The 21,857-nt window shown below is 49.4% G+C and carries 18 protein-coding genes and 1 riboswitch; of the genes, 5 read left to right on the forward strand and 13 right to left on the reverse strand.

From position 1 onward, the window contains the following. The first annotated feature begins 48 nt into the window (after positions 1-48). Positions 49-279: a hypothetical protein gene (locus R7V76_RS07325; RefSeq protein WP_318091818.1), complete on the forward strand. Its 231-nt coding sequence runs from the start codon at positions 49-51 to the stop codon at positions 277-279. Between the two features lie 117 nt (positions 280-396). Here R7V76_RS07325 and tnpB read toward each other — a convergent pair whose 3' ends face one another. The 5 genes from tnpB to R7V76_RS07350 all read right to left on the reverse strand — a co-directional run bounded on the left by tnpB (position 397) and on the right by R7V76_RS07350 (position 5,182). After that, complete coding sequence (gene tnpB / locus R7V76_RS07330; protein ID WP_318091819.1) at positions 397-1,488, reverse strand: IS200/IS605 family element RNA-guided endonuclease TnpB; 1,092 nt, start codon at positions 1,486-1,488, stop codon at positions 397-399. A gap of 5 nt (positions 1,489-1,493) precedes the next feature. After that, positions 1,494-1,892, reverse strand: coding sequence for an IS200/IS605 family transposase (tnpA, locus tag R7V76_RS07335; protein ID WP_318091821.1), 399 nt, complete (start codon positions 1,890-1,892; stop codon positions 1,494-1,496). Positions 1,893-2,036: 144 nt separating this feature from the next. After that, complete coding sequence (locus tag R7V76_RS07340; RefSeq protein WP_318091822.1) at positions 2,037-3,257, reverse strand: hypothetical protein; 1,221 nt, start codon at positions 3,255-3,257, stop codon at positions 2,037-2,039. Positions 3,258-3,259: 2 nt separating this feature from the next. Beyond that, positions 3,260-4,420: a hypothetical protein gene (locus R7V76_RS07345; RefSeq protein ID WP_318091823.1), complete on the reverse strand. Its 1,161-nt coding sequence runs from the start codon at positions 4,418-4,420 to the stop codon at positions 3,260-3,262. Positions 4,421-4,708: 288 nt separating this feature from the next. Next, positions 4,709-5,182 (reverse strand): GNAT family N-acetyltransferase, encoded by a 474-nt coding sequence (locus tag R7V76_RS07350; RefSeq protein ID WP_318091824.1) that lies wholly within the window; start codon positions 5,180-5,182, stop codon positions 4,709-4,711. 228 nt (positions 5,183-5,410) lie between these two features. On the opposite strand from R7V76_RS07350, the gene R7V76_RS07355 reads away from it, so the two are divergent. Further along, positions 5,411-6,229: an alpha/beta fold hydrolase gene (locus R7V76_RS07355; RefSeq protein ID WP_318091825.1), complete on the forward strand. Its 819-nt coding sequence runs from the start codon at positions 5,411-5,413 to the stop codon at positions 6,227-6,229. Between the two features lie 111 nt (positions 6,230-6,340). On the opposite strand, the gene R7V76_RS07360 is transcribed toward R7V76_RS07355, so the two are convergent. The 8 genes from R7V76_RS07360 to R7V76_RS07395 all read right to left on the reverse strand — a co-directional run bounded on the left by R7V76_RS07360 (position 6,341) and on the right by R7V76_RS07395 (position 16,301). Continuing rightward, positions 6,341-7,282 carry a hypothetical protein gene (locus R7V76_RS07360; RefSeq protein ID WP_318091826.1) on the reverse strand — a complete coding sequence of 314 codons (942 nt, stop codon included), beginning with the start codon at positions 7,280-7,282 and terminating at the stop codon, positions 6,341-6,343. Between the two features lie 37 nt (positions 7,283-7,319). Then, positions 7,320-8,351, reverse strand: a complete 1,032-nt coding sequence (locus R7V76_RS07365; RefSeq protein ID WP_318091869.1) for an FAD-dependent oxidoreductase — start codon at positions 8,349-8,351, stop codon at positions 7,320-7,322. Between the two features lie 87 nt (positions 8,352-8,438). Continuing rightward, positions 8,439-9,164 (reverse strand): energy-coupling factor transporter transmembrane component T family protein, encoded by a 726-nt coding sequence (locus tag R7V76_RS07370; protein ID WP_318091828.1) that lies wholly within the window; start codon positions 9,162-9,164, stop codon positions 8,439-8,441. After that, positions 9,119-10,690: an ABC transporter ATP-binding protein gene (locus R7V76_RS07375; protein ID WP_318091829.1), complete on the reverse strand. Its 1,572-nt coding sequence runs from the start codon at positions 10,688-10,690 to the stop codon at positions 9,119-9,121. Before R7V76_RS07375 ends, R7V76_RS07370 begins: the two co-directional genes overlap by 46 nt. Next, the gene (locus R7V76_RS07380; protein WP_318091831.1) at positions 10,690-11,265 is read right to left on the reverse strand and encodes an ECF transporter S component; all 576 of its coding nucleotides are present in this window, start codon (positions 11,263-11,265) and stop codon (positions 10,690-10,692) included. The genes R7V76_RS07375 and R7V76_RS07380 overlap by 1 nt, the downstream gene beginning before the upstream one ends. 105 nt (positions 11,266-11,370) lie before the next feature. Beyond that, positions 11,371-11,469, reverse strand: a riboswitch (TPP riboswitch). Between the two features lie 91 nt (positions 11,470-11,560). Beyond that, positions 11,561-12,238, reverse strand: coding sequence for a 50S ribosomal protein L25/general stress protein Ctc (locus tag R7V76_RS07385; protein WP_318091832.1), 678 nt, complete (start codon positions 12,236-12,238; stop codon positions 11,561-11,563). A gap of 344 nt (positions 12,239-12,582) precedes the next feature. Next, positions 12,583-15,219, reverse strand: coding sequence for a DEAD/DEAH box helicase (locus R7V76_RS07390; protein WP_318091833.1), 2,637 nt, complete (start codon positions 15,217-15,219; stop codon positions 12,583-12,585). Positions 15,220-15,260: 41 nt separating this feature from the next. Further along, the gene (locus tag R7V76_RS07395; RefSeq protein ID WP_318091834.1) at positions 15,261-16,301 is read right to left on the reverse strand and encodes a tyrosine-type recombinase/integrase; all 1,041 of its coding nucleotides are present in this window, start codon (positions 16,299-16,301) and stop codon (positions 15,261-15,263) included. A gap of 423 nt (positions 16,302-16,724) precedes the next feature. Here R7V76_RS07395 and R7V76_RS07400 point away from each other — a divergent pair, with 423 nt between their 5' ends. The 3 genes from R7V76_RS07400 (at position 16,725) to parC (ending at position 21,661) form a co-directional block, all read left to right on the forward strand. Further along, on the forward strand, positions 16,725-17,126 hold the full coding sequence (locus R7V76_RS07400; protein WP_290826600.1) for a CoA-binding protein: 402 nt from the start codon (positions 16,725-16,727) through the stop codon (positions 17,124-17,126). Between the two features lie 166 nt (positions 17,127-17,292). After that, complete coding sequence (gene parE / locus R7V76_RS07405) at positions 17,293-19,254, forward strand: DNA topoisomerase IV subunit B (protein WP_318091835.1); 1,962 nt, start codon at positions 17,293-17,295, stop codon at positions 19,252-19,254. 1 nt (position 19,255) lies between these two features. After that, on the forward strand, positions 19,256-21,661 hold the full coding sequence (parC, locus tag R7V76_RS07410; protein WP_318091837.1) for a DNA topoisomerase IV subunit A: 2,406 nt from the start codon (positions 19,256-19,258) through the stop codon (positions 21,659-21,661). The last annotated feature ends 196 nt before the right edge of the window (positions 21,662-21,857 follow it).

Here is a 21,857-nt window from a genome sequence, read left to right on the forward strand (position 1 = left end):
AAAGCGGGTAAAAGAATTAAAACTGAAATCCCAGAGAGGTGACGGAAGATGGCGACACGTAAAGGCATCGTTTCCGGTTTGACGGTCTTGTTCGGCATGATGTTCATCATCGGTTTTTTGTTGTCCGGCGGTTTTGTCTACCTGTACTTTTTTGCCTTGCTGATTGCCTGCGCCTCCTTTTTACGGGAACGGCTGACGCGCGGCGAGTGGCTGCAGGAAGGAATCGCCTTTATCTTGTTTTGTGCGGCCATTTTCCTTGTCGAACACCTGATTTTGTGAACTACTCACCACTTATTTGTTTCGCAAATTGAAGGGGGAGCTTCTTGGGAAGATCGTACTTTTACTAGCTACGGTTATTTACCAAGCTCATCGGGTGGTTCCCACCCTGAAGGGTTTTCAGTCTGCTAACAGCAACAAGTTGATACTTGCATTGATATCTCGATCATGATGCGCACCGCAAGTACATGTCCACTCGCGTACATCGATTGTTTTCTTCTCACCTTTTACTCCACAAGAAGAACAGATTTGGGTTGAGGCGTACCATTGGTCCGCCTTGATAAGTGTTCGTCCGTAGAATGCGCATTTGTATTCTAACTGTCTGACGAACCCATACCAACTGACATCTCCAATCGATTTGGCGATCTTATGGTTCTTCATCATGTTCTTCGATTTAAGTGTCTCGACGACGATGACTTGGTTATCGTCAACCATCCGTTTCGACAGCTTATGAAGAAAATCTTGACGTTGATGTGCAATCTTTTCATGTTTCTTGGCGAGGATGATCCTCGCCTTCTCTCGGTTCTTACTCCCGATCTTCTTGCGGGACAAGGCGCGTTGCGCCTTCTTTATCTTCTCTTCGGACTTTCGAAGAAAACGAGGATTGTCAACTTTCTCAGAAACGCGTTCATCATTTGTCATGATGGCGAAGTGCTCCAAACCAAGGTCGATTCCTACTTTATTTTGGGCTGGAACCCATTGCGCTTCGGCTTGATCGACAAGGATGGAGATGAAGAATTTCCGCGTCTTCGTCATCGAGACCGTCGCGGACTTGATCACACCATCAAACGGACGATGTTGTTTCAACTTCACAAAACCGATTTTAGGAAGTTTCACCTTACGATCTTCGATGCGGATGCTTCCCTTCAGATTGTTTGTTGTGTAAGAGGCTCGGTCGTTGTGCTTCGATTTGAATTTCGGAAACCCGACAGACTGATCTCGAAAAAAGTTTTGATACGCCTGGTTCAAGTCCATCTGAGCGTTCGCAAGGGAAAGGCTGTCGACTTCTTTGAGGAAAGGGAATTCAGGCTTGTACTTCGCTGGGGTTGGGAGCTTTTGCTTTGCGCCAGGGTTGAGCTTCGAGTCTTCATACAGTTGAATCCGCTCTTCGAGCATCTTATTGTAGACGAAACGGACACAACCGAACGTCTTCACGAAATATTCTTGTTGTGGTTTCGTCGGATAAAGTCGAAACTTATACGCCTTCAGCAAAGTGATCACTCCTTCCCTTGTTTTTCGATATATTGTCTGATGACGTCGATTGTCGCACCTCCGGTCGTCACCAGACAGTAACTTCGAGACCAAAACATTTCTTTCCATAGTTGTTTCTTGACATGCGGAAAGTCTCGTTTTATCAGTCGACTGCTTGCACTCTTGTAAGCGTTCAGAAATTTTGACATCTCCGTGTTCGGATGTGCTTTGAACAGCACATGGATATGATCGCCGTCATGATTCCACTCGTTCAGCGTGATGTGATACGAGGCGCCGATTCGTTCGAACGTCTGTCTCGCGAACTCCGAGATGGCGTCATCGATCACTTTGCGTCTGTATTTCACGACGAGGACAAGGTGATAATTCAGAAGGAAGACTGAATGCTTATTTGTGTCCATTTTCATTGATATATCAGTCCTTTTGGTTAGTCACACTGATTTTATCAAACGATTGCAGTCTTGCCAAGACGGGCGATTCATCTCCCACCTACGCTTGGTTTCGTCCCGGTACGCTTAGAGGTGGGAGAATTCTCGCTAAATTTAGTTAAATCATTTGACCTGATAGGTATCAAGCAGCAAATCGCGCCCTTCTGCAGGTAACTTAAAGCTGATTTTCCGGTGGACATCTTCCAGATAGATATCGGTTTTTTTGATCCGCCGGTCGAGATAAATCTTGAATTGTTGCGCTTTCCCGTTCTTCATCAACGTCAAGTACGGCCGCTCGGCGAGTCGTCCTTTCCGCTCGCTCTCTTCGCTTGCGCTAATCAAACGAACCAACTGTTTGGATTCTTCGAGTGACGTCTCGATGTAGGCCTCGGGTGAGAGCGGCTCCGCCATGTCTAAATCGCCGTTCACAAATTTCAGCTTTCCGAGCGGCCGGTCATGAAACAGGGCGAAACGCGGTAACGAATAGTCCGCGTCGTACAGTTCATCCGGCGGCACGTCAAGATTAGGCGGAAGTTGTTGTTCATGCTTGACGGTCAGCTGGTAGCGGGTGGTCTTTCCCGTTTTTTCTTTGACCGTGACCGTACCGTAAGTGCCGTCTTCATGTGGTGCCTCCTTGAACTGAATCGTACTTCGCTCCTTCGAAGAATGAATGGGCGCACGATAGCGTGCTTGTCCCATCAGATTCAACTGGACTTCGTACGGTTCTTGAATTTGAATGTTCGATTCGAGAACAAGCGGGACGGATCCGATAAACGGTGTCAGCTCCATGACATTCGTGACGACCGTCTGTTTCGTTTGATCATTTGTTGCCCGGACGACGAGATAACCGGTCGTCGGGACCGTCAGCTGTCGTGCGGATGTCATCAAGGATCTGCCGGAGAGGCGGACACTTTCCTCGAAGTTAGAAGATAACTTCTGAAACTCGACCTGATCGTGAGGCGTGACCAGATTTTTGGATGAAAAGCGGTCCTGTTTTGGAGTCAACTTGTGATAACCGGGTTTTGAAATATAATCATGGCAATACAAAAAACGATCCTGTTTTGTTTTCAGGTAGACCGCCTGCTCGCCCATCGATTCCGGAAACTGGCTGACGAGATTAACGAAATATTGTGTGCCGACTGCATAATCCTTCGGGGCAGCCACCCGTTTTGTCGCACACACCTGTTTGATGAGGGCACCCAGCTTCGGATCATCTTTCTTGAGATCAGTCAGGTTCACCGTATCGTACACTTCGGGTAAGTAGGTGTACGCAATCGGTTTGGCATCCGGACTGCATCCGCTCAACAGGATCGCCGCTCCACCTAACAGTACGATTTTTCGCATCTTTAGTCCTCCAGTTCAGCAGCTAAAGCGGTCGCCAGTTTACCGGACAGTTTAGCCGTTTTTTTGGTTCGGATGTCTGTTACATAAAAATCTGTTTTGTTTGCCCGTGTTTTGAGATACAAATCAAACGTCTGGACTTTTCCGTCTTGAATCAAGGTCAGATAACGGAAATCGGCCCGGCTGCCTTGCGGTTTTTCCAGTGTGACATCTTTTAATTCATCTGCAATCTGCTTCGCTAACTTGTCGGATATTAACGACAGTTGCCGGAAGTTGCCGTCACGTAATGCTGCCTCGTTCGGATGAAGGAACCCGTGAATTTCTTTGTTGTCGGTGCCGATGCCGTTAAATCCGCGGACAGGTAAGTCTTTGACGGTCGTCTCGTAACGCAGGGAAATCGTTTTATTCATCGGCTCTTCCGGATCCTTGGATTGGAGCGTCAAGTATGGAATCGTTTTGTTTGCCGGTAAGACATCAGGGAGCGGGTGATAGGTCAATCGGGCGGATTGTTTCCCGTGATGTGTCAACAGATCCTGCTGGTTTTGATACAAATCGTCTTTCAGTAACAACGTGTAGGTTGTAGATGGTAGACCATCTGTCGTCTTTTCAACGGATAGTTCAAGCTTTTGATAGACAAACGAAGCCGGTAATCCAAACAGCGGTTGCTGTTGACCATCTTCCTCTTCCAAAAAAATGACTTGACCTGTTACGGGAAATTGGACGAAAACCCGCCGGACCTGTCCGGTCTCGTCAACGACCTCATGTTTCCGTTTCATCACTTTTTCATCGGTCCGGGTTGTCAAAAGCGGTTCCGCGACCGACGAGAACTCTTGCCCTTTTTTCTGCTTCAGCCACGGATGGTCGTTCAGCTGAATCGAATGCGTTGTCAGACGAGATGTCTTCGGCGAACGGCACGTCAGGTAATAGTCATCGCCTGTCGCAATATACTGCAGCTCAATCGGCGCGGTATAGTTCCCGAGTTGTTGTAAGTTAAAGTAAAGACCATATGTATCGAGCGTCCGGTAACGCTTCGGCATCGTGACGATCGTCTTTTTATCTTCACATGTCTGCAACAGGCGGGCGGACTGTTTTTTCGGAACCGGTTCATACGCTTCATCTGTATAGTTAATGGCTTCCCAATACGTGGAGGATCGTTTTAACTCCAACAGCCGCTCCGTTCCGCATCCGGTCAGGAATAAACTGCCGATGAGACTGATTGCGAGTACAGATTTCTTAATGGTAATCGCTCCTTCATTCTTTTAACAATATTTTACCATGATAATACCCTTTTAATTCCATAAAAATTCAAATCTGAAACCAAAAAAACGTGCTATAAAATACAAGAAAAGAGGAAATTGAATAAAACCACAGTAGAGTTCTTAAGGATAGTAAAAAGAATCATCTATTGATGGTCCTTTTTTACTTAAAGCCCGCGATAGTTTAAGTGAATCACTTCACATCTTTTGTAAATCCAATATATAGAGATGCTCTCCTCCATCTGAAGATAGAAAAGTAAATTTAAGCTTTTTAAGTAAGTTGATTGAAGGAAGATTTTCAGGTGACACACTCGCTTTTATTCTCACACCACCTTTTTGTTTGACCCAGGCTACAATTGCAGCAAGTACTTCATAGGCATAGCCTTGCTTAGCGTGAAGAGGACTTATCGTGTATCCAACCCAAAAAGTGCAGTGATCCTTTTTTAAATAAATATCACCAATCAATCGATTCGTTGTATTGTTGATGATAGCAAGTTGTACACCTTTTAAAAGAGAGGGTTCGCCAAGTAATTCTTTAGCATACATTTGCTTGGTCAATCCTTTGAATCCTTGAAATTGCATCCAGTTTTCATCATTTCTATATTTCATAAAATCATCAAGATTTTCTTTTTCAAACCGACGTACCGTACATCGTTCCGTCTTTATCTCCATAGAACCTACCGCCTTTTCTGCCTATTTCCATTCATCAATCCTGACCTGTTCGTTGAATAACAACTATTTCCATTATGTGTTATTTTAGAGATAAATCAATAACCCTTTCAAAAACGACAGACTTTGCGAAAACAGTTTAAAGTTAAGATGTTAGTTTACTGTTACAATCGGGTATCTTCTAGTTGTATGCGAAAGTTGGATCAACTAAAATTACGGGGGTTTTCACAGATGGGTACATTTATTCAAGCAGTTGACGGAACGAAGATTTACGTAGAAGATATCGGTTCAGGACAACCGGTCGTCATGCTCCACGGATGGCCGGCCAACAATAACATGTTCGAATATCAGAAAAACCGTCTGCTCGAAGAAGGGTACCGTTACATCGGCGTCGATTACCGCGGCTACGGAAAATCGGATGCGCCGGCGACTGGATATGATTATACGACGATGGCGTCAGATATCAACGAAGTGATTCAGCAACTGAAATTAACGAACGTCACCTTACTCGGTTTCTCGATGGGCGGCGGCATCGCTTTAAAATACCTCTTAAATCATGGAGAGTCAAACGTCTCAAAACTGATCTTAGCAGGCGCAGCCGCTCCGGTCTTCACGCAACGCGACGGTTATCCGTACGGCATGAAGAAAGAGGAAGTCGATGCCTTGATTGAGGACACGAAACAAGATCGTCCATCGATGCTGAAAGGATTCGGGGAAATCTTTTTTGCGAAAGAGCATCCGGAACCGCTTCAGCAATGGTTCCATAACTTGAGTGTCGACGCTTCATCCCACGGTACGATCCAGTCGGCGATTGCCTTACGGGACGAAGACTTACGGGACGATCTGCCGAAGATTTCGGTCGATACGCTCATCATGCATGGTAAAAAAGACCAAGTCTGTCCGTTTGAGTTTGCCGAAGTCATGCATGAAAACATCAACGGTTCACGTCTTGAAGTTTTTGAAGAGAGCGGACATGGGATGTTCCTCGACGAACGCGAGAAGTTCACGGAAACGCTGGTCGCGTATTTAAAATCAGGTCAAACGGTCTGATTGTTCGATAAAAAGAAGGCGGGCATAAAAGTCCGCTTTTACGAAGATCAGGGGAACAGATTTAGAATCTGTTCCCCTGATCTCTTTTTGAATGGAACGATCCGTTCCGAATTAAGGTGCTTCTAATTCTTCGCTGACTTGCCGTGCCAACTCACCTGACAATCTGGCGCTTTTTTTTATTCGTTGATCTTGCAGATAGAGATCCGTCTTATTCGCGCGTTTTTTCAGATACACGTTAAACGTTTGCGTGTTGCCGTATTCAAGCAATGTCATATACGAAAAGGGTGTCCGCGTACCTTGCGGCTCTTCCGACGTTACAGCCTTTAATTCTTCCGTCATCGCCCGGGAAAGCCGTTCCGGCAGGATGACCATTTCGCTGAGTTTCGCCTTTTCAAACGATTTGATCGTCGGATGGAAGTAAGCCGTGATTCCTTGCGGCTCCTCTTCAAGTTGGTATTCCTTGACCGGACGGTAAAGCGGCCGATAACGAACAGACAGCGTCTTTTCTTCCACTACCCGTTCTTTTTTTACGACTTGCAGGGTTACAAAGGGCACGGTTTGATTGACCGGTAATGTTTTCGGCAAGGAAAGTTGCTTCGTTTTGATCCGGGTCGATTTGTCGGCTGTCATGATTTGTCGATCGTTCATATCCCAACCGTCACGTGAAAAAGTCAACGACCGGGACGTTGATCCGTCGATATGACGGCGGCTCACGAGATAAAACTCGCCTTGCTGGTGAAGGGACGACAGCGGAATGTTTCGAATGATGTGCTCCTGACCGGACTCTGTCACGATAAACAACAGTTGCCCTGCCATCGGCAATTGAAACGCATGGAACGGCTTTAACTCCTTGGCAAATTCATTGTCAGCACTCATTTCCTGATTGGCGGATACATGCCGATCCAATTGTTCTTCTGTCAACGGAATCGAGACGGGTGCTTGCAGGCCGACATGATCGGATGCCTTCGTCAAGCGGATCCACGGATGATCCGATGCTTTCACCGGATAGACACGCAACTCCTGTGTCTTCTGCGAGCGGCATGACAGGTACATCTGATTGTCCTGTACCAAATACACGACTTCGGTTGATTCAGACCGTATATTTCTTAATGAATTGCCGGTCGATCCATTGTTTGAAGTACCAGTTGAGCCGGTTCGTCCAGTAAAATCGGCCGTACAGCAGGGTAGCCCGGCGATGACCAAGCGCAAGCAGCGTCAAATAATACCGTTGCGGTCGAAATGTCCGTAACGGTTCGTCGTTCGCGAACCGGATCAGATTCTGAAGCAACAGCGGCGCCTGGCGCACCGCCGTCACCCCGTTCTTCGGTGTTTGCGGATAAGCAGTAAGAGTTGCGCAGTCCCCGACGGCAAAGATCGACGGATCCTCGAGCGACTGCAGTGTCTCGTGCACCAGTAAAAATCCGCGTGCATCACAGTATAAGTCGGATGCCCGGAACAGTTCGGTAGCACTGGCACCGCCTAAAAATAAGACGGCATCCGTCTCAAGGGAGCGTCCGGACCGCAAGCGCGCCGTTTGACCGTCCAGCGTTTCGAACCGGTCCACGATTCGGGTGACGCCGAGCTGATCAAGTCGCGCGGCCAGTTCCGGACCTGCCGGATGACTGCTAAGCAACGGTTCTTCATGAATCAGCGTGACCGGTGTACCGTTTGCCTGAAAGGATGCGGCCATCTCGACCGCCGCTGCACCACTGCCGACGATGACAGGGGAGTCGGCACTCCGGAACGTCTGGAACGCGTCTTCCACCCGATAGTTCGGTTTGATCGTGACATGGATCGGAGTGCTTGCTTCCCAGTCGTTCGAACCGATATTGCAGGACACGATATCATACGGGACGACCCGTCCGGACTGACAAATCACCTGTTTACTCGCAGCATCAATCTGCATGACTCGGTCTTCGATCCATGTCTTGCCATGCCGCTCGCATAATGCTTTGACATCAATGCGGGTTTCGTCAAGTGTATAGGTGCCATCCGCGAGTCCGGAGAACATCCCGGAATAATACTGGTAACGGGAGGGGGTGACGACAATCCAGTCGATTTCCGGATGACTCCCTTGTTTGATGCATTCTAAATGCGCATGACCTGCGCCGACTAAGACCATTTGCTTCACGACATTCACCTGCTTTTTTAAATTCTCTGCATCTGAGAATATGATTCCCTCAACCGAGCGGACGTAATCTTCTGCTTGTCAGACAAAAAGGCGAAGCGACGTTGCGATGCTGCAGACGAGACCAAAAAACAACCCATCAACGCGGGTGACGACCGGTCGGACATAATAGGTCCGGTCCGGTTGGAACTGACGGGCTTCCATCGCAATCGCAATCCGTTCCGAGCGGATGATACTCGTCGTAAACAGCGGCAGACTGATCGCGAAAAACGTCTGCCACGGCCAAATGGATTTTTGTTGCCGGATCCGGCGTGCCTGGCGGATCGTCCGGATCGCCTGACGGAAAATTGGAATAAAGCGAAGTCCGGCTAAAAATCCATAAGCCAGACGGACCGGCAGACGGCATTGATGAATCAGGCTCATGACGAACCGGGTCGGATCAGTCGTTGCGACGAACGTTATGCTCAGCAGGACAAAAGCCAACATCCGCGTTGCGACCAGCCAGGCGTGAGCGAGACTCTCTTCCGTGATCCGGAACCAGCCAAACGTCCACAGTTCCGTTTCCCCTTTTCCGAACGCCGCCATCATCCAAAACGTCAGTAAAAATAATAGCGCATACGGCGCAAGGCGGAAGAACAGCGAGGACAGCTTCCATCCGGAACAGACTACACCGACGGCTGCAAACAGAAGCAGGGCGAATGTCACCGGCAGACGTGACGTCGTAATCAGCACCAGCATGACGTACACCAGTGTTCCGAGCTTCACGGCCGGATTAATGCGTGCGAGCAGCGAGTCGTTTTCCTGCATGGTGATGCACCTCCTCTGAGTTGCTGATAGCGTACCGATACCGGACGGATCAACTGGTTATGCTCAAGCAATGATTCGTTCCGGAACAATTCATCCGGTGTCCCGTCAAACTGAATGTGCTTCTCGCCGATGACGACAACACGGTCGGCGTAACGGTGGACCAGTTCCATATCGTGCGTCACCATGATCAGCGTGGTTCCCGTTTCCCGGGCTTGGTGCAACACATCGAGAATCTGGGCCGTCGTCTCAGCATCTTGTCCGAAGGTCGGTTCATCGAGTAACAGGACAGCTTTTCGTTCCAGCAGCATCGTCGCAACACTTAAGCGTCTTTTTTGTCCGAGACTAAGTGCAAGCGGGGATTGCGTTGCGACGTCCGCCAAACGGTAGTGTTGCAAAGCGTCAGCCACGTGACTTTGCACCGGTGACGGAGAGCTGATGACCAGTTCATCCGTGACCGTCTGTTTCAGAAACTGAAACTCCGGTTGCTGAAAGACGAAACCGACCTGCCGGTAAAACGTCCGGTCCCGCCATTTTTTCAAAGGTGTCTGAAACAGTTTGATCATCCCGCTTTGCGCCGGCAACAGTTTTGCCAGCGTCTCAAGCAGGGTGCTTTTACCGGCACCGTTGCGCCCGACAAGCATGATCCATTCTCCAGCGGACGCGGTCAGCGAAATCCGGTCGAGAATCACCCGTTTGCCATGCGTAATCGTCACATCGGTCAAGTCAAACGTCGTTTCGTGTGCAAGCGGACGCCTTGCGACGGGCGAGCCATCCAGAAACCGTGCTGTTGCGACCTCCGGCGGAATCGTCTCGAGTGTATAAGGATAGAGCAATGGCGACATGATGCCGTGCCGGGTCAGTTCCTCCCGTTTCTCCTCGAAGATATCAAACGGGGAACCGTCAATCCTCACCTGTCCTTCCCAAAAGACCAACACGCGGTCAGCAAACGTCACACATTCTTCCAGTTGATGTTCGATCAAAACGAGTGTTACCTCCGGGTCATGGTGCAATTCTTCAATCAACTCCATCATCACTTGGCAACCGTGCGGATCGAGTTGTGCTGTCGGTTCGTCGAGTAACAGGATGTCCGGTTCGAGTGCCAGTACACAGGCCAAGGCGAGACGTTGTTTCATCCCGCCGGATAGCTCGGCAATCGGTGCCGTCAAGGCGAGATCGAGTCCGACCCGTTTCAAAACCGTTCTGATCCGTCCCTCCATTTCGTCGCGGGGGATGCTCCGGTTTTCAAGACTGAAGGCGATTTCCGCTCCGACCGTCTGCATGCAAAACTGATCGTCCGGCTGTTGAAACAGCATGCCGACGGTTCCATCCGCGTGCCATTCGCCGCTGACTTCCGCCTCAATCGTTTCCGGCATCAGTCCGGCGAGGACATGCAAGAAGGTTGTTTTTCCGCTACCGCTGGGACCAATCAATAAGGTCGTCTCTCTTTGCCGGAGCGACACGGTCAGGTTGTTTAAGACAGCGTGATCTTGATCCGGATAGCGGACGGTCAGATTCCGGCACCACATCAGGCAGCCCGCCGTTTCTTCTGTCGTCCGACGGCGTAGCCGTTCAGCGTTCCCGTCTTGACGAGTGCGTCGACAATGATTTTCGCGAGTAACCCGCCGAGCAGGGCACCGCTGACCAGCTGCAAGGAAAACGTCAGCAGAAGAGTGGTCATCGTATAGTAGGCGAATCCATTGACGATCAGACTGTAAATCATGCTGCCGACTGCGGCAAAAACGCCCGACAGCATCAAGGTAAAGGTATTGAATGTCCGGTAGCCGAATAACAGAAAAGCAATCTCAGCACCGATGCCTTGCGCAAGGCCGATCAATAGAGCCGATAATCCGAAGTGACTACCGGTAAACAGTTCGACCGCGGCTGCGACGACTTCAGCAATCAAAGCCGCACCCGGTTTTTGAACGATGCAGGCGACGAGGGGACTGGCAATGACCCAGATGCCGAACATCCAGTTTGAGCCGACCGGTCCGAAGATGGCAGAGATCGGCAACCATAACGTCGACCAGCCTAAGTAGAGAACGCCGCATGCAACCGCGAGCATCATCATGACGATAATTTCTTTCATTTTCCAACTGTTCATAATCAGTTCTCCTTTAGATGTACATCCGCAAGGAAAGCACAAAAAGACCGCCCTCTAGAAAAGAGAGCGGTCGCGTCAACTGTCCGGGGACAGAAAAAGGGCACGAATGGGTCCGCTCCACTTTCCTACGCTAGTATGAACTAGATCAGGTTCAAAGGGTCCGAAGTGAATCGTCTCAGCCAAATGGCTCCCCTAGTGGATGTGTAATGTGGTGTACAGCTTTCACTGTACGTCTGACGCTCCGACTTGTCAATCCCCATTAAAAAACCCCTCCGCGAGGGGAGGGGAGAAAAGATTATTCTTTGTCTTCTTTGTTTTCTTCAGCTTGCTCTTCAGATGTTTCTTCTGAATCATCTGTTGATGCATCTGCATCCGCTGCTTGTGCTTCAGCTTCTGCTTCTTCGATTTCTTCAAGTTCAGCCTCAAGTGTCGATTCAACGACTGCTGCGACTTGAATGTCACCTTCTGTGACGACACGGAAATCTTTCTCTTCCGGAAGATCCGCTACTGTGATCGAATCACCGATTGCGAGATCCGTTACATCCACTTCGATGCGTTCCGGTAATTTATCTGGTGTTGCAGCAACTGTTACTTTAAAGAGTGTTTGTGAAAGGAATCCGCCAAGTTTTGCACCGGCTGCTTCGCCGACGAGGACGATGTCCGTTTCCACTTCTGTCTCTTCATCCATTTTAACTGCGATGAATTCAACGTGTTTAATCGTTGGTGTAAAGATATCCATATCGAGCTTGTTGATCAATGTGTTGACTTTCTTGCCGCCGATTTGAAGAGCGACCAAGACGTTTTCACCATGATCACGGATGACTTTGACCAATGCTTTTTCATCGAATGAAATCGGTGTGCTTTCCACTTTGTAGCCATACACGACACCAAGAGCTTTTCCTTCATGACGTAATTGCTTTCTAAGTGAGCGTGGGCGTACTTCGCGTTCTTCTACTTTTAATGTTACTGACATGTTCATTTCCCCCTTGAATTTGGTATAGCCCTCAAAAGGTAATGAATGTAGGAGTGGGACAGCAGGTCCCATATAGAAAATCGTGCGCTAAATGCTAGTTTCATTGGATTTCATCAGAAATGAAAAACGAAGTGAGTAAGTAGCATTTCTCTCCCAGGTCATTACGCTGATATTGAGAAACAATAATTGAAAAGCGACCGTGTTGTACGGTGCTAATGTAGATATACCCCCGATTTTTAAAAGTTAAAACCTTTTTGGATATATTTAATTGTCGAAAGACCTTCCAACCTGTTGTGGGACAACGGATGAAAGGTCTTTGATTTTTTTGAGATTTTCTTCTTTTTTTACGATTTATCGACCGAAGAATGGTTTGAAACAGGGAAATCGAGCAGACGGACGAGCTCACGAATCGTCAACACATCGGTCTGTTGATCCGACAAGACGGCGTCAATCATCGACGCCTTGCGATCCTGTAATTCAGCCATCTTTTCTTCAATCGTTCCGGTCATCAGTAACTTGATCACTTCAACGGGTGACTGCTGCCCTAACCGATGGGCCCGGTCCGCTGCCTGCTGTTCGACGGCCGGATTCCACCAACTGTCGTATAAAATGACGGTATCCGCGGTCGCCAAGTTCAGACCGGTCCCGCCGGCTTTCAAGGAAATTAAAAACAGATCCGCTTCACCGGCATTAAAGCGGTCACACATTGCGACCCGTTCTTCAATCGGCGTCTCACCGGTCAATAAAAAGTGGTTATGTTGCCGCTCGGCCAACCGTTCCTGAATCCGACTGAGCATCTTCGTATACTGGGAAAAAATCAACAGGCGGTGTCCGTCGGCTAATTTTTCTTCAATTAATGCGAGTAACCGCTCAAGTTTCGTCGATTCACCGGTATAACCGTCAACAAATAAGGCCGGATCACAGCAAATCTGCCGCAGACGCGTTAAACCGGCGAGTAGCTTGATCCGGTCCTCGCGTTTTGTCTCGTCGAGATGCTGCAACGTTTCCAGTTGCAGTTTTGCAAGGTACGAGGCATACAGTTTCTTTTGCGTCGGACCAAGTTCCGTATAGTGATGGACAATCTGCTTTTTCGGTAAATCCTGCAGGACTTCCGCTTTTGTCCGCCGCATCATGAACGGACGGATAAACCGTTTGATTTCGTCGTGCGACCACGTCTGAAACGTCGGCAAGTCCGGCAACAGGGACGGGAAGATGATCCGAAAAATCGACCACAAATCATCCGTCCGGTTCTCAAGCGGGGTACCTGTTAATGCAAAGCGGCGTTTCGCCCGAACTTTACGCAGGCGGACAGCCGTTTCGGACGTCGGATTCTTCATCTGTTGGGCCTCGTCAAACACCGCGACATCATACTCAATCGCTTGATGGGCTTCAATATCTGCCCGTAACGCGGGGTAAGAGATCAGAAAAACTCCGTTCGCCGGTAATGTTTCGAGTTGCTTCAACCGTTGCTTCCGTGCACCGGTCAGCAGATGGACCGTTCTCGTCGGGGCAAACTTCTTCAGCTCCGCCTGCCAGTTATGGAGAAGGGAGGCCGGAGCGACAATCAGCATCCGTCCTGCCGGAAGTGTCTCAAGATAGCCGATGGCCTGGATCGTCTTCCCGAGTCCCATCTCATCGGCTAAAATCCCGTGTCCGTCATGCCCGGCGAGATTGGCCATGAATTGAATGCCTGCCCGTTGGTACGGATACAAGGATTGATTCAGTGTTTCCGGGAAATCCAGATAGACACCGGTTCCATTTTTCAGTTCCAACCATCGTTCCGTCAATTGTTTATGAACATGTAAGAAGGAAGCACCGACCAGATGCTTGAGGTTCGGCAGGGCCGGCATCCGGAGCACCGCGTCAAGTTGATCCTGTTCCGCGGCTTCAAGTTGCCGGAACAGGCGTTGCAACTGCTGAAAGGCCCGTGTCTCAAAGGAAACGAACTGACCATTCGTTAAGCGGTGGTACGTTTTCCGTGTCACAAGTGACGCGAGAACCCGTTTCAGTTCCGTTTCCGGAATCCCGTCCATCGAAAAGCGGAACGTCAACCAGTCGAGCCGGTCGGTCGTCTCGACATCGATTCGCGGATGGAATGGTCCGCTCGGCAAGGATTGCCGGATGCTTTCCGTCACTTGTACGATAAGTTCGCCGTAAGCGACCTGCGGATCAAGCAGTCCTCTCAAGAACCGGTACTCCGCTGCTTCTTCCGACAAACGGTACCGACTGTTCCAGACTTCAAAACCACTGTTGGTTATATAACGGAGCACTGCCGTTTCCGTTGAAACGTCGCGCCCAAGCCAGTCCGTCTCCTCTAACGGATTAATCCGAATCCCTTGATAGATAAAGGTTACGAGTAGCTCCAGTCCGCCTTGCTCGCGGTCAAGCGCCAGTTCGACTCGAGGTGGACCGTTGACAAGACGTTGTTTGAGCGGGGGACTGAGCCAAACGTCGGCCCGGCGGCGTAACTGGTCACGCGTCTGCAACAGCCGGTCAAAATAAGCGGAACTGATGACGAACCGCTGTTGTGCCGTAATGCTTTCCATCACAATATTCGGACCTGCGACATCAAAGCGGAGAGTCGCCCGTGACTCACGGCTTATTTGATTCAAATAATGTTGAGCAGCCATGTCTTCCGTCTGCCGTGTCGTCGTAAACGGACGGATTGTCGGTTGATTACCGCTAGGTGTCCCGTAGACCTGGACATGATGCATCGCCAGTAAAACGGCAACGATATGTCCGCAAAACGACTGATCCATTGCCAGTGACGGACAATTGCAACCGGCATCAACACCGTGTTCCTTTACGCGGACGGTGACCGTAAAGACCGATTCACCGTGAACAGCGGCTTCGACGAGCAAATCACCGGATTGGTAGTTCCGTAATGTCACTTTTTTGGCAGCGACGTAACGTTTCCCGCGACGAAAGGCATAAGTATCCGACATTTGTTTGATTTTCCGTTCACTTAATCCATAATTCATCCAAATTCTCCTTTCCGTGTTACTTAGGTGACATAATACAATTATCGTTCACTATCAAATAATTCAATTGCCCGTTTTTTCTCCTGATCACCAATGTGGGCATAAACCTGGGTCGTCGCGACCGATTCGTGACCGAGTAATTGTTGAATCGTCAGAACATCGACCCCACCTGTCGCGAGGCGCGTCGCAAACGTGTGCCGTAATTTATGGGGTGTGATCTGTTTCCGTTCCAAAAACGGCAGCACGGGGCGCAACCGGTCAACGTGGCGTTTTAAGATATGTTGAACAGCCCGGGGACTGAGCGCTTTGCCTTGCTTTTGAAAAATCGGTTCCGGTCCCCGCATCGTCAAACTGTAATGCGCCGCAAATTTTCGCAGGGCGACCCGGACCGGCTTCGCGAGCGGGATGACCCGTTCCTTGTTGCCTTTTCCGATGACACGAATCGTCCCTTCATGGAAATCAATGGCACTCCAGGTCAATTGCGTCATTTCGCTGAGCCGCATGCCACTGTAACCGAGCACCTGGAACAACGTGATATCCCGGACACGATCCCGTTCATAATGGGCCGCTTCCCGGGCGTTCATCTCGATATTTGACGGCAACAGTTGCATCAACTCATCCCATTCCCGTTTCGTTAAGTAAATCGGATCCCGTTTCGCCTGTTTCGGACGATTGATTTTTGCGACCGGATTTTCCGACAGGACCCCGATATCGATCAAATGCCGGAATAACGACTGCAGTGCCGACAGTTTCCGGTTGATGACACTCGGGGCATTTTGCTTTGTTAAGGCTAAGTATTCCGCATAAGCGGCAATCCCGGACCCATCAATTTCAAGAAACGCTTCCTGCGTGATATCGCGCGCTTCAATCGCTTCCCCCGACGCTTCCGCGACAAACTGGAAAAATGAATCAAAATCATACACATACCGCCGCATCGTCGCCTTCGAGAAATTTTTCGACGCCAGATGATCGATGTAAGACCGGATAAAATCCGGCATCCGGACATATCCCGGAAGATCGATCGTATGGGCGGGAAGGGGGGCCGTTTTCACGGTTTTTCCCAGGTTTTTAAATAAACTCATCATTCTATCCCCTCTCTGTCATGAGTATACCAAACGTTGGTAGTTGGTACACTAGTTTGCGTGAAATAACTATTTCACGCAACGTTAAATTGTCAGACAGGGAGCGCTCAGTTGCATCGAAAACAACGAAGATAGGTAACCATTCGACTCGTTGCAAATCAGCTTTTCATCGTTATAACTATGATAAAGTACGATAATAGTATTATGTAAACTTTTAAAACGATTATTTTTCGCAGAAAATCATTTCGCTCTCAGTTGCATCGAAAATCGTTCCGATGGGTAGTTGGTCGTCTCGTTTTCGTACAGACCGTTTTTGAGTTCAACCGCCCAATCGGTTCTTCCACCGGTTAAAATGCTTAATCCAAATCGAATGGGGTATATAGATTAAGACTATCTTGCATTTTACACAAGGGGGACGTATACATGATTTCAGATCAACAAGCACGCCAGTTGTTAAAAGACGCAAAACGAATCGCTGTTGTCGGAGTATCAAGCGATTCCGGAAAAACTGCGAACTGGATTGCCGATTACCTCGTCCAACATGGTTACGAAGTTATTCCGGTCAATCCGACGTTAAATGAATGGAACGGGCAGAAAGTCTATCCAAGTGTCGCCAGTATCCCGGGGCACATCGATATCGTCGACGTGTTCCGTCGGTCGGAGTTTTTAGCGGACGTTGCCAAGGATGCTGTCGCGCACGGTGACGTCGGTATGATTTGGAATCAGCTCGGATTATCGAGTGTTGAAGCGGAAAGTTTAGCCCTCGGCGCCGGAATTCCGTACATCGAAAATCGTTGCATCAAGATTGAACATCAGTATCTATGAGTAAGTTTTGACTAGACACCACGCGTTGAACGCCGGTGTCTTTTTTTCTTGTTTTCTAGATTATCCTTGTCAGATAGCAAGAAGATGCCTACAATTAGATACAGACTACTAGAAAAACGAACGAACGTTTGGAATATTCGACGTTTTTCTATTTGAGGTGAAAAACATGGCGACAGATTTAAACAATTATAATGATGATGCCATACAGGTGCTTGAAGGACTCGAAGCAGTCCGGAAGCGCCCGGGTATGTATATCGGCTCGACCGATCATCGCGGACTCCACCATTTGGTGTACGAGATCGTTGATAACGCGATTGATGAGGCACTTGCCGGATTCGGGGAACAGATCGATGTCATCATCCATAAAGATAATGCGATTACCGTCCGTGACCATGGGCGCGGGATGCCGACCGGGATGCACGCTTCCGGAAAACCAACGGCCGAAGTCATCTTCACAGTCCTTCATGCCGGCGGGAAATTTGGTCAAGGCGGTTACAAGACCTCCGGTGGACTGCATGGCGTCGGAGCATCCGTCGTTAACGCGCTCTCGACACAGCTGAAAGTCACGATTTACCGGGATGGCAAACAATTTGAACAAACGTTTGAAGACGGGGGAATTCCGAAAACGACGTTGCTTGAAACGGGAACGACGCGCCAAAAAGGAACAAGCGTCTATTTCAAGCCGGACGGAAAAATCTTCAGCACCTTGACATACAACTACGATACGTTGGCGGAACGCCTGCGTGAATCGGCCTTCCTGTTGAAAGGACTGAAAATCACCCTGACCGATGAACGGTCGGAAAAAGCGGATGTCTTCCAATATGAAGACGGCGTCAGTGAATTCGTCGGTTATTTGAACGACGATAAAGATACATTACACCCGACGGTTGCCTTCGAAGGAACGGAAAACGACATCGAGGTGGATATCGCCTTCCAGTTCACGGATGCCTATTCGGAAAACGTCCTGTCATTCGTTAATAACGTCCGGACACGGGACGGCGGAACACACGAAGTCGGCGCGAAAACCGCAATGACACGTGTGATGAATGAATATGCCCGCAAAAATACGTTACTCAAAGAAAAAGACAAGAATTTGGACGGCAACGACATCCGCGAAGGGTTGACGATGATCGTCTCGATCCGGATTCCGGAAGAATTCCTGCAATTTGAAGGACAAACGAAATCAAAACTCGGTTCTCCGGAAGCCCGGACGAGCTGTGACGCGGTCATTACACGCCGCCTGTCGACGTATCTTGAGGAGAACCCGCAAACGGCGACCCTTCTGATCAAAAAAGCGATTCGTGCTGCCCAGGCACGGGAAGCGGCCCGTAAAGCCCGCGAAGAAGCCCGCAACGGCAAGAAAAAGAAACGGTCGAGTATCCTGAACGGTAAACTGACACCGGCCGCATCGAAAAACGCCGAGAAAAATGAATTATTCCTCGTCGAGGGAGATTCAGCCGGCGGATCAGCCAAACAAGGCCGTAACCGGACGTTCCAGGCGATTTTACCGTTACGCGGGAAAGTCCTGAACACGGAAAAAGCAAAACTCGCCGACATCATGAAAAACGAAGAGATCAATATGATCATCCACGCGATCGGCAGTGGCGTCGGAGCAGACTTTGACCTGTCCGACTGCAACTTCGACAAGGTCATCATCATGACCGATGCCGATACTGATGGCGCGCATATCCAGGTCTTGCTGTTGACGTTCTTCTTCCGCTACATGCGCCCGTTGATTGATGCCGGGAAAGTCTTTGTCGCCTTGCCGCCGCTCTATCGCGTCTCGAAAGGGAAGGGCAAGTCAGAGAAATTTGAATACGTCTGGGACGAAGAAACCCTGGCGAAAACAACGAAAAAGTTCGGTAAAGGCTATATGATCCAGCGGTATAAAGGACTTGGGGAGATGAACGCTCCGCAATTATGGGAAACAACGATGGACCCTGATACCCGGACGTTGATCCGTGTCACGATCGATGATGCCGCTGTCGCTGAGAAACGAGTTTCCGTGCTGATGGGCGATAACGTCGGCCACCGCCGGAGCTGGATCGAAGACAATGTTGCGTTTGGACTGACAGAAGACCTCTCGATCATTGAAAATGAACACGTGACGAAAGAGAGTGTGAACTGATATGTCTAACCTGCAAAACATTTTGAACCTGTCCCTTGAGCAAGTCGTCGGGGACCGGTTCGGTCGTTATTCGAAATATATCATCCAGGACCGGGCCTTACCGGACGCACGCGACGGCTTAAAGCCCGTTCAACGCCGTATTTTGTATGCGATGCATACGGAAGGCAACTTGTTTGACCGCGCTTACCGGAAGTCGGCCAAGACCGTCGGCGTCGTCATCGGTAACTATCACCCACACGGCGACTCGTCGGTTTATGAAGCAATGGTCCGTCTCAGCCAGGAATGGAAACTCCGGTATCCGTTAGTCGACATGCAAGGAAACAATGGTTCGATTGACGGCGACAGTGCGGCTGCGATGCGGTATACGGAAGCCCGTTTATCGAAAGTGTCGAGCCTGATTCTCGAAGGCATTAATAAACAGACTGTTGATTACACATTGAACTTTGATGATACGACGGAAGAGCCGCTTGTCTTGCCGTCTCTCTTACCAAACCTGCTGATGAACGGTTCAACGGGAATTTCTGCCGGTTATGCAACGGAAATCCCGCCACATCATGCCGGTGAAGTGCTGGATGCCGCGATTGGCCGAATCTCAGGAACGGTTCATAACGTCGACGATTTACTGACGCATATGCAAGGTCCCGATTTCCCGACCGGCGGTGTCGTCCAAGGTCTCGACGGCATCAAAAAAGCGTTTGAAACCGGACGCGGGAAAGTCATCATCCGTTCGCGGGCAACGATTGAAACGTTACGCGGAGGACGCCAACAGATTCTGATTACGGAACTCCCGTATGAAGTCAATAAGGCCAACCTCGTCAAACGGATGGAAGAACTCCGTCTGGACCGCAAAGTCGAAGGGGTAGCGGAAGTCCGCGACGAGACGGACCGCGATGGTCTTCGTGTCGTCATCGAGCTGAAAAAAGAAGCGGATGCGGAAGGGGTACTTCACTTTTACCTGAAGCAAACCGATCTGCAAGTCGCTTATAACTACAACATGGTCGCGATTCACGAGCGGACACCGCGTCAGATGGGCGTTCTTGCCTTGCTTGATGCATACCTCAGCCACGTCAAGGATGTTGTCATCCGCCGGACGTCGTTTGATCTCGAGCAGGCGAAACGTCGCCAAGAGGTCGTTTCGGCCTTGATGACGGCGATTTCGGTCTTGGATGAGACACTTGCGTTAATCCGGTCGGCCTCCAACAAATCGGAAGCGAAAGACAAGCTGGTTGAACGATTCAGTTTCACAGACCGCCAAGCGGAAGCCGTCGTCATGCTTCAGCTGTACCGGTTGACGAATACCGATATTGTCGAGTTACAGGACGAAGCGGCAAAACTTGAAAAAGAAATTGCCCGTCTCAAAAAAATCCTGAATGACGAAAAAACACGGAACCGGTTGATCATCAAAGAATTAACCGTTCTGAAAGAGCAAGTCGCGGACAAGCGGCGTTCGACGGTCGAAGCGGAAGTCGAAGAGTTGAAACTGAAGACGGAAGTGATGATTGCCGTCGAAGAAACAATGGTCTTCGTCTCGAAAAACGGCTATATCAAACGTTCTTCGATGCGTTCGTTCGGCGCAACCAACGATTTACCGGAAATGAAGGAGCAGGATCGTCTGTTGTATCAAGGACAGGCGATGACGACGGATCATCTGATCGTTTGGACCGTCCAGGGGAACTATCTTTTGATTCCGGTCCACCAGTTACCGGATACGAAATGGAAAGACGGCGGACAACACGTCGCCAATCTCGTCCCGCTCGAGCCGGGCGACCGGATTTTATCGGTCGATCTCGTCCGGACGTTTGACGAGACGTCGCACTGTCTGTTCGTGACTCGCCAAGGGATGGTTAAACGATCGAAATTGAGCGACTACAATGCCCAGCGGAAGTCAAAACCACTTCAAGGCGTCCGTTTACGGGCGGATGATGAAGTCTTGTATGCCAAGGTTTCGACCGGACAAGAGCAATTGTTCTTGACGACCCAGCACGGTTTTGGGCTGTGGTTTACGGAAGACGACGTGCCGGTCGTCGGTGTCCGGGCAGCGGGCGTCAAAGCGATCAATCTGCGTGATCAGGATGTAGTCGCAGGAACAATCGGCTTTAAACAAGCACCAAATATCGTCCTGTTGACACAACGCGGTGCCTTGAAGAAGATGCGCCTTGCGGATCAGTTCCAAGTCTCGAATCGTGCCTTACGCGGTACGCAACTGTTACGTGATTTAAAATCAAAACCGCATCAAGTGGCTGCTTTAATTGACGTCACCCAAGCAAAAGAACTCATTTTGATCGGAAAAGAGCAGGAAAAGACGATTCAAGTCCCATCGTTGTCCTTCCTCGATCGATTATCGAACGGTTCGTTTGCTTATGACGAAGAAAAATTTGGTCCGCTTCTTGATTGGTATACCGTTTGATGGTCAGATGCCCCTCATTTTGATAGAGGGGTGTCTTTTTTTAGGTTAGATGGTGTTTCGTCGCTCCTTCCTGTTCGTTTCTAGCTTTAGGACGCTTGTTTTGAACGCTTTTTCAGACTTTTCTTCGAATTATCGCCAAATCATCCGTTTACAAATTGAAACGACCGGCAATAACCGCTACAATAAAAGAAAATGG

Source organism: Exiguobacterium artemiae, assembly GCF_033342815.1.
GTDB lineage: Bacteria > Bacillota > Bacilli > Exiguobacteriales > Exiguobacteriaceae > Exiguobacterium_A > Exiguobacterium_A artemiae_A.

Coding starts and splice junctions, on each gene's coding strand:
- R7V76_RS07325 (WP_318091818.1), top strand. CDS start 49: ATGGCGACACGTAAAGGCATCGTTTCCGGTTTGACGGTCTTGTTCGGC.
- tnpA (WP_318091821.1), bottom strand. CDS start 1,892: ATGAAAATGGACACAAATAAGCATTCAGTCTTCCTTCTGAATTATCAC.
- R7V76_RS07340 (WP_318091822.1), bottom strand. CDS start 3,257: ATGCGAAAAATCGTACTGTTAGGTGGAGCGGCGATCCTGTTGAGCGGA.
- R7V76_RS07350 (WP_318091824.1), bottom strand. CDS start 5,182: ATGGAGATAAAGACGGAACGATGTACGGTACGTCGGTTTGAAAAAGAA.
- R7V76_RS07355 (WP_318091825.1), top strand. CDS start 5,411: ATGGGTACATTTATTCAAGCAGTTGACGGAACGAAGATTTACGTAGAA.
- R7V76_RS07360 (WP_318091826.1), bottom strand. CDS start 7,282: ATGTACCTGTCATGCCGCTCGCAGAAGACACAGGAGTTGCGTGTCTAT.
- R7V76_RS07365 (WP_318091869.1), bottom strand. CDS start 8,351: ATGGTCTTAGTCGGCGCAGGTCATGCGCATTTAGAATGCATCAAACAA.
- R7V76_RS07370 (WP_318091828.1), bottom strand. CDS start 9,164: ATGCAGGAAAACGACTCGCTGCTCGCACGCATTAATCCGGCCGTGAAG.
- R7V76_RS07375 (WP_318091829.1), bottom strand. CDS start 10,690: ATGTGGTGCCGGAATCTGACCGTCCGCTATCCGGATCAAGATCACGCT.
- R7V76_RS07380 (WP_318091831.1), bottom strand. CDS start 11,265: ATGAACAGTTGGAAAATGAAAGAAATTATCGTCATGATGATGCTCGCG.
- R7V76_RS07385 (WP_318091832.1), bottom strand. CDS start 12,238: ATGTCAGTAACATTAAAAGTAGAAGAACGCGAAGTACGCCCACGCTCA.
- R7V76_RS07390 (WP_318091833.1), bottom strand. CDS start 15,219: ATGAATTATGGATTAAGTGAACGGAAAATCAAACAAATGTCGGATACT.
- R7V76_RS07395 (WP_318091834.1), bottom strand. CDS start 16,301: ATGAGTTTATTTAAAAACCTGGGAAAAACCGTGAAAACGGCCCCCCTT.
- R7V76_RS07400 (WP_290826600.1), top strand. CDS start 16,725: ATGATTTCAGATCAACAAGCACGCCAGTTGTTAAAAGACGCAAAACGA.
- parE (WP_318091835.1), top strand. CDS start 17,293: ATGGCGACAGATTTAAACAATTATAATGATGATGCCATACAGGTGCTT.
- parC (WP_318091837.1), top strand. CDS start 19,256: ATGTCTAACCTGCAAAACATTTTGAACCTGTCCCTTGAGCAAGTCGTC.